Below are 7,169 nucleotides of genomic sequence, written 5' to 3'. Positions count from 1 at the left end.
TGTGGGCGTGGATCTGGATTACGAGGTGATTGGTAATTCGATGCTGATGGTTTCGGCTTCTGGCACTGCTGTGGTGCTGAAATAATGTGGCGCGCTGCGCTGTTGCCCGCCTGTACAACGGGGGCATTCTGCGCGGTGTTTGCTTTGGTGATCAGCAGCCTCGCGCCAATGCTGGGCACCACACAAGTTCTGGCGACCAGTTTCGCCAGCGGGTTTCTTGGGTCGTTGGTGGCCCAGTTGATATTACGGAAATGAACCGCCTGATGTGCGGGCGGATGAGGAAAAGACTATGTTGGAAATCAAAGGCCTGAAGGTCAAACTGGAAGACGAAGACAAGCAGATCCTGAAGGGCGTAGACCTGACAGTTGAAGCGGGCAAAGTACATGCGATCATGGGGCCAAACGGCTCTGGTAAGTCGACGCTGTCCTATGTTCTGTCCGGACGTGACGGCTATGAAGTCACCGACGGCGAGGCGACGCTTGAGGGCGAAGACCTGCTGGACATGGAGCCAGAAGAGCGCGCCGCAGAAGGCCTGTTCCTGGCGTTCCAATATCCGGTTGAAATTCCGGGCGTCAGCAACATGACCTTCCTGCGCACTGCGGTGAATGCACAGCGCAAGGCACGCGACGAAGAAGAGCTGTCTGCGGCGGACTTTTTGAAAGACATCCGCGCCAAGGCGAAAACTCTTAAGATCGATGCCGATATGCTGAAGCGTCCGGTCAATATGGGGTTCTCTGGTGGCGAGAAAAAGCGCAATGAAATCCTGCAGATGGCGATGCTTGAGCCAAAGATGTGCATTCTGGATGAAACAGACTCCGGTCTGGACGTGGACGCGATGAAGCTGGTGTCTGAGGGCGTAAACGCGCTGCGCAGCGAGGGTCGTGGTTTCCTTGTGATCACTCACTATCAGCGCTTGTTGGACCACATCAAACCTGACGTCGTGCACATCATGGCAGACGGCCGCATCGTGAAAACCGGTGGTCCAGAGCTGGCTCTGGAAGTTGAGCAGAACGGGTATGCCGACATTCTGGCGGAGGTCGCATAATGCGTCTGGCTCAGATGAAACAAGAGGCTGCAGAGGCGCGTCTGGCGACGGTCTCGGTGCCAGAAAGCGGTGCGTGGCTTGCCTCTGCACGCGCGGATGCCTTGGCGCGGGTCAAAACCATGGGCCTGCCGCATGCGCGGGACGAATACTGGAAATACACGCGTCCTGACACGCTGACTCAGGCCGACGTGCCTGCCGCTGCACTGTATGACGCCGATGAGGCGCCGATTTTTGACGATATCGAGCGCCTGAAAATCGTCTTTGTGGATGGTGTGTTTAACGCCGAGGAATCCGATGATCTGGCGGGCGAAGGCCTGACGATTGAGCGTCTGGCCGACATCGCGGCGAGCGATATCCATTGGGCCAAAGACTTTTACGGTGCGCTTGAACTGAACGGTCAAACACCGGTTGAACGCCCGCTTGCGGCCTGGAATACAGCCATGGCCAGCGATGGTGTGGTGATCCGCGTCACCGGTCAAGTGAGCAAGCCGATTAACCTGTCCTACCGCCATCGCGACACCGCGTCCGATGCGGCGTTGCACCATGTGGTGAAACTGGAAGAGGGCGCTAAAGTCACGCTTTTGGAAAATGGCCCAGGCGCGGCGCGCTTTAACCAGGTGCTTGAAGTGGATGTGGCAGACAACGCAGAATTCCACCACGTGCGGGCACAAGGGCGCGACCATGAGCGTCGCAATGTGACCCATATTTTCGCGCGTCTTGGCACGGAAAGCACGTTCAAGTCGTTTACTCTGACCGTAAATGGTGTGCTGACCCGCAATGAAGCCATTTTGGAACTGACCGGCGACGACGCTATCGCGCATGTCGCGGGCGCCTGTGTTGGTGACGGTGATTTTCACCATGATGACACGGTTTTCGTGACCCATGACGCGAAGAATTGCGAAAGCCGTCAGGTTTTCAAAAAGGTTCTGCGCAATGGGGCGACGGGTGTGTTTCAGGGCAAGATCCTGGTGCAGCCTGACGCGCAAAAAACCGACGGCTATCAGATCAGCCAGTCCTTGCTGCTGGACGATGACAGCCAGTTCCTCGCTAAGCCGGAACTCGAGATCTATGCCGATGATGTGGCCTGTTCACACGGCTCGACCTCTGGTGCGATTGATGAGGAAGGTCTGTTCTATCTGCGTGCGCGTGGTGTGCCCAAGGATATCGCGACCGATCTGATGACCTTGGCGTTTCTGGCCGAAGCGGTTGAAGAGATCGAAGAGGACGCCCTGTCTGATGCGATCATCGCACGCCTGGAAAGCTGGCTGGAGCGTCGTCGCGGTTAATGTCTATCACACGCGATATACTAGCGACCTATCGGGGGCCGGGGCAGGTTGTGTCCCGCCGCCTTGCGATGGGCGTGCGCGAAGACCGTGGTCTTGCAGTCCTGATGGCGGCCTGTGTGACGATCTTTATCGCACAATGGCCTCGTCTGGCACGCGAAGCGCATCTTGAAGGGCTTGAGCTGAATATGCTCTTGGGCGCACAGCTTTGGGTGTGGATCTTCATCATGCCGCTGGCGTTCTATGTGCTGGCCATCATTGTACAGATTGTCATGCGGATCTTTGGGCGCAAGATCGACGGGTTTTCCAGCCGTTTCGCCTTGTTCTGGGCGTTGTTGGCGATTGCGCCGATTTCACTATTTCGCGGGCTTGTCGGCGGATTTGTTGGTCCCGGAGCGGTCTATGACAGCATCGGCTTGATTGCGATATTGGTATTCACGTGGTTCTGGGTATCGGGGCTGCGCAGTACGGCGGTGTCTGACACATGATGCAAACCTTCAGGGATCTGGTCGCTTTGACGGTGGTGCGCCCGGCAGAAGCCATGGCGCAAATCCTTGCGCTTGGCCTTACTGTCCGGCTGTCTTGGGTCGTGCTTGTCATCGGCACAATGCTGTCGACGCTCGCAATCTTTGCCCGGGTTCTGGCCTTTCCAGTAGAGCTGTTTCCGGGTGTCATGTTTTTGGATGTCGTGACGCCCTTTGGCCTTTTCGTAACACTGACCATCGTCGCAGCTACCTCGGCAGTATTGTTGACATTTTCCGGCCGTTACCTTGGCGGGCAGGGCAGTTTCGCGACTGTGCTGTCCTATGTGGCGTGGCTGCAAGTCATGCGCGCGGTTGTCGAGGGACTGGGGCTGCTGGTGTCTTTCGCATCATTTGGTTTGGCGGTTCTGGCCATCAATCTTGCTGGGCTTTATGCGATTTGGATCATTTTGAACTTCCAGCGCGTGGCGCATGGGTTTGAAACGAATGGTCGTACGATTGGCAGCCTTGTTTTAACTTTCGTAGGGATTCTGGTGGTGGTGTCGCTGCTGCTGGCGCCCTTCATCAGCGTTTAATTGGACAGACGCATGTTTGACATCAACAAAATTCGCCAAGACTTCCCGATCCTCTCTCGCGAGGTGAACGGCAAGCCTTTGACTTATCTGGACAACGGCGCATCGGCGCAAAAGCCTCAGGTGGTGATCGATGCGGTCACGCGCGGCTATGCCGAGGAATATTCCAACGTGCACCGAGGGCTGCATTATCTGTCCAATCTGGCGACAGAAAAGTACGAAGGCGTGCGCGGCATCATCGCCAAGTTCCTGAACGTCAAAGACTCTGAGCAGATCGTGCTGAATTCGGGCACGACCGAAGGCATCAATCTGGTTGCCTATGGCTGGGCGATGGCACACTTGAAGGCCGGCGATGAAATTCTGCTGTCTGTGATGGAGCACCACGCCAATATCGTGCCGTGGCATTTCCTGCGCGAGCGCATGGGCGTTGTTCTGAAATGGGTCGATATCGAAGAAGACGGGAGTCTGGACACGCAGCGTGTCGTCGACGCGATGAGCGACAAAACCAAGCTGGTTGCCATCACGCAATGCTCTAACGTGCTGGGCACCGTAGTGGACGTGAAAACCATCACGCAAGAGGCCCATGCGCGCGGCATTCCGGTGCTTGTGGACGGCTCCCAAGGTTCGGTTCACATGCCGGTCGATGTTGAGGATCTGGACTGTGATTTCTATGCGATCACCGGTCACAAACTCTATGGCCCATCTGGCTCGGGCGCGATCTTTATCAAACGCGACCGCATGAACGAGATGCGCCCCTTTATCGGCGGCGGTGACATGATCAAAGAGGTCACGCAGGACACCGTGATCTATAACGATCCGCCCATGATGTTTGAGGCAGGCACCCCCGGAATTGTCCAGACGATTGGTCTGGGCGTTGCCTTGGAATACCTGATGGATCTGGGCATGGACAACGTGGCACGCCATGAAAACGCGCTTCGCGACTATGCGCTAGAAAAGTTTAAGTCTCTGAACTGGCTGCATATTCAAGGGCAGGCGCCTGGGAAGGCTGCGATTTTTAGCATGACGCTGGATGGTGCGGCCCATGCCCATGACATCTCGACAATTCTTGACAAACGCGGCGTTGCCGTGCGTGCCGGCCACCATTGTGCCGGACCTTTGATGGAGCGTCTTGGGGTCAGCGCGACCTGTCGTGCGAGCTTTGGCCTGTATAATACGACCGATGAGGTCGATACGCTGGTCGACGCACTAGAGCTGGCAAACGAGCTGCTGTCTTAAGCAAAAAGCAAGGAACGGGTTTCTGTTCCTTGCCTCATCTTTCCGGCTTGCAGAAGATTCTCGCGTCGGTATAACGAGCCTCAGGCACCCATAGCTCAGCTGGATAGAGCGCTGCCCTCCGAAGGCAGAGGTCTGAGGTTCGAATCCTCATGGGTGCGCCACTTCTTCCCCGGAATCCAGATCATCAAAGCTTGGACGCGGCCTGCGCTTCCTGACTTTTTGCGACCATCCAGTCGCGGACAACCTCGGCCTTGGGCGTCAGCTGGTGCGATTTTGACCAGACCAGATAGAATCCCTTGCCGGTTTTCCACGCCCAGTTTGGGCGCGATGCCAGCAATCCTTGCTCGGCAAGCGGTGCAACAAGGTGGTGCCAGCCAAAGGCAAAGCCTTCGCCCGCCATGGCAGCCTGAAGTACCAGCGCATAGTCGTTCAGGCGCAGGCCTCCGCGGGGCGTGGCACCTTGAACACCCTTGGCCTGAAACCATTGTTGCCAGCTGGGGCGCTCGCGGATGGGTTCCTCAAGGTGAATCAGACGCTGCCTTGGCAAGAGCGCAACATTCTTGAGGTCGATGGCAGCGGCCATGACGCGCGGCGATGCGACGGGATAGATGATCTCTTCGGCGATCAAAGCGCTGTTGCAATCGGGCCAATCTCCATTCCCAAGACGAATGGCAAGGCTGATGGTTTCGGCGTTCAAATCCGGCTCGCGATCGCTGGATTGCAGGCGCAGGTCAATGTCGGGATTGTTACGTTGAAATGACCCAAGCCGTGGCAGCATCCAATAGTTGTTGAACGCAGATGACGCGCTGAGCGTAACGTGGTCGTTGCTGGCGAACTGCTGGATAGAGGCGGCGGATTGCTCCAGCATTTCAAAAGCTTGCTTCACGTCGGCAAATAGTCGGCTGCCCGCGTTCGTCAACGCGATTTTGCGGTGGCGACGCTCAAAGAGGATCACACCCAAAGACGTCTCAAGCTGTTTGATCGTCATGCTGACCGCTGGTTGCTGAACGTTAAGTTCCTGCGCGGCATGGGTGAAGGAACCGGTGCGCGCGGCGGCCTCAAAGAACACGAGGTGACGAGGTGAAGAGAGGTGCGACCAAAGTTTTTGCATAAGCTGTAGTTATCTAATTCATCGAATTTTTCAATCGTCACACGGCAAAATTTCAGAGCTATCCTATGCGCTATGTGATTCAGTGAGGTAAAAAATGGCACGTCGCACCCGCGCATCCCGGACGAGAGACACGGAGTCTTCAACTGTGGCGGCTTCCCCGTATATCCGACGCAGTTTGCCATTCTTTGACGTGCTGGATGAAGAGCAGATCGAAAAGCTGGAAGCGCAGGTCGATTGGATCATTCAGGACGTGGGTATCGCGTTCCGCGACGACCCCGAAGCGCTGGAGTTATGGCGCAGGCAAGACGTCAAGATCGAGGGCGACGTTGTCCGCGCCCCTGCGGACTGGATCCGCAGCCTCTGTGCCAAAGCGCCACGTGAATTCACCCAACTGGCGCGCAACCGCGACCGCTCTGTGACCATCGGGGGCACCAATCAGGTGTTCGCACCGATCTATGGCGCGCCCTTTGTGCGCGATCTGAATGGTGGCCGTCGGTACGGCGATATGGAAGCGTTTCGCGATCTGGTGCGTCTGACGTATCTGCACCCTAATCTGCATCACGGCGGTTTTGTCACCTGCGAGCCTTGCGACGTTCCCGTCAGCAAACGCCATCTTGATATGCTGCTGGCGCACATGACGTTGTCGGACAAGCCGCACCTTGGCGCGATCACGGAAATGAGCCGCGCGCAGGACAGTGTCGACATGGCGGAAATCGTTTTTGGCAAGGATGTCATGGACGAGAACTGCGTGATTATGGGAAATGTGAACACCAATTCGCCTTTGCTGGTGGATAAGGTCGTCACCGAAGCCGCGCGGGTTTATTCGTCGCGCGGGCAGGGGATGGTGGTCGTGCCCTTTATCCTGTCCGGTGCGATGGGGCCGGTTTCAACTGCGGCCTCGGTTGCGCAAGCGATGGCCGAAGCCATGATGGTCTGCGCCTATGTACAACTGCTGCGGCCGGGCGCGCCCTTTGTTCTGGGCAACTTCCTGTCGTCGATGTCGCTGAAATCCGGTGCACCGACGTTTGGGATGCCGGAACCGGTAATGTCGAATTATGCGATCGGGCAATTGGCGCGTCGCGCGGGCCTGCCTCTGCGGTGTGGTGGCTCATTGACCGCATCCAAAATCGAAGATGCGCAGGCCGCCTATGAAAGCGCGGATTCCATGCATTCCACGATGCTGGCAGGCGCGAATTTTGTCCTGCATTCGGCAGGGTGGCTGGAAGGCGGGCTGTGTACCGGTTTTGAAAAGCTGATTATGGATGCCGACCGACTGGGTAGTTATCAAAAAGTGCTGGGCCAAGGGTTGGATGTGTCTGATGATGCGCTGGCGCGTGACGCCTACGAAGAGGTTGGACCCGGCGGCCATTTCCTGGGCTGTGGCCATACAATGCGCAATTATCAAACGGCCTTCTATGAACCCGAACTCAGCGACAGTGA

9 protein-coding genes and 1 tRNA gene are annotated in these 7,169 nt (G+C 56.9%); 9 read left to right on the top strand and 1 reads right to left on the bottom strand.

Annotated elements, in window-relative coordinates; genetic code table 11:
- The 8 genes from ACEQWH_RS05975 to ACEQWH_RS05940 form a co-directional block, all read left to right on the top strand.
- Positions 1-85: heavy metal-binding domain-containing protein (locus ACEQWH_RS05975; RefSeq protein WP_370228864.1), on the top strand; the 85-nt coding region annotated here is incomplete at its 5' end.
- Positions 85-255: a hypothetical protein gene (locus ACEQWH_RS05970; protein WP_370228862.1), complete on the top strand. Its 171-nt coding sequence runs from the start codon at positions 85-87 to the stop codon at positions 253-255. The genes ACEQWH_RS05975 and ACEQWH_RS05970, both read left to right, overlap by 1 nt.
- 34 nt (positions 256-289) lie before the next feature.
- Positions 290-1,045, top strand: a complete 756-nt coding sequence (sufC, locus tag ACEQWH_RS05965) for a Fe-S cluster assembly ATPase SufC (RefSeq protein ID WP_370228861.1) — start codon at positions 290-292, stop codon at positions 1,043-1,045.
- Positions 1,045-2,331, top strand: a complete 1,287-nt coding sequence (gene sufD, locus ACEQWH_RS05960) for a Fe-S cluster assembly protein SufD (protein ID WP_370228860.1) — start codon at positions 1,045-1,047, stop codon at positions 2,329-2,331. The genes sufC and sufD overlap by 1 nt, the downstream gene beginning before the upstream one ends.
- Positions 2,331-2,816: a YIP1 family protein gene (locus tag ACEQWH_RS05955; protein ID WP_370228859.1), complete on the top strand. Its 486-nt coding sequence runs from the start codon at positions 2,331-2,333 to the stop codon at positions 2,814-2,816. The genes sufD and ACEQWH_RS05955 overlap by 1 nt, the downstream gene beginning before the upstream one ends.
- Entirely contained in the window at positions 2,813-3,385 is a 573-nt protein-coding gene (locus tag ACEQWH_RS05950; protein WP_370228858.1) for a YIP1 family protein, read from the top strand. Before ACEQWH_RS05955 ends, ACEQWH_RS05950 begins: the two co-directional genes overlap by 4 nt.
- Before the next feature lie 12 nt (positions 3,386-3,397).
- Positions 3,398-4,618, top strand: coding sequence for a cysteine desulfurase (locus tag ACEQWH_RS05945; protein ID WP_370228856.1), 1,221 nt, complete (start codon positions 3,398-3,400; stop codon positions 4,616-4,618).
- Positions 4,619-4,702: 84 nt separating this feature from the next.
- Positions 4,703-4,779, top strand: a tRNA-Arg gene (locus ACEQWH_RS05940).
- Between the two features lie 23 nt (positions 4,780-4,802).
- Here ACEQWH_RS05940 and ACEQWH_RS05935 read toward each other — a convergent pair.
- Positions 4,803-5,729: a LysR substrate-binding domain-containing protein gene (locus ACEQWH_RS05935; protein ID WP_370228855.1), complete on the bottom strand. Its 927-nt coding sequence runs from the start codon at positions 5,727-5,729 to the stop codon at positions 4,803-4,805.
- Between the two features lie 145 nt (positions 5,730-5,874).
- Here ACEQWH_RS05935 and ACEQWH_RS05930 point away from each other — a divergent pair.
- Positions 5,875-7,169 (top strand): trimethylamine methyltransferase family protein (locus ACEQWH_RS05930; protein ID WP_370228853.1); only part of this gene is annotated, 1,295 nt, incomplete at its 3' end.

The organism is Cognatishimia sp. (genome assembly GCF_964229375.1).
Classification (GTDB): Bacteria; Pseudomonadota; Alphaproteobacteria; order Rhodobacterales; family Rhodobacteraceae; genus Cognatishimia.
This window is presented reverse-complemented; position numbering and strand designations above follow the sequence as displayed.

Bases quoted from the DNA above. Each gene is read 5' to 3' on its own strand.
- ACEQWH_RS05970 (WP_370228862.1), top strand. From the start codon at position 85: ATGTGGCGCGCTGCGCTGTTGCCCGCCTGTACAACGGGGGCATTCTGC.
- sufC (WP_370228861.1), top strand. From the start codon at position 290: ATGTTGGAAATCAAAGGCCTGAAGGTCAAACTGGAAGACGAAGACAAG.
- sufD (WP_370228860.1), top strand. From the start codon at position 1,045: ATGCGTCTGGCTCAGATGAAACAAGAGGCTGCAGAGGCGCGTCTGGCG.
- ACEQWH_RS05955 (WP_370228859.1), top strand. From the start codon at position 2,331: ATGTCTATCACACGCGATATACTAGCGACCTATCGGGGGCCGGGGCAG.
- ACEQWH_RS05950 (WP_370228858.1), top strand. From the start codon at position 2,813: ATGATGCAAACCTTCAGGGATCTGGTCGCTTTGACGGTGGTGCGCCCG.
- ACEQWH_RS05945 (WP_370228856.1), top strand. From the start codon at position 3,398: ATGTTTGACATCAACAAAATTCGCCAAGACTTCCCGATCCTCTCTCGC.
- ACEQWH_RS05935 (WP_370228855.1), bottom strand. From the start codon at position 5,729: ATGCAAAAACTTTGGTCGCACCTCTCTTCACCTCGTCACCTCGTGTTC.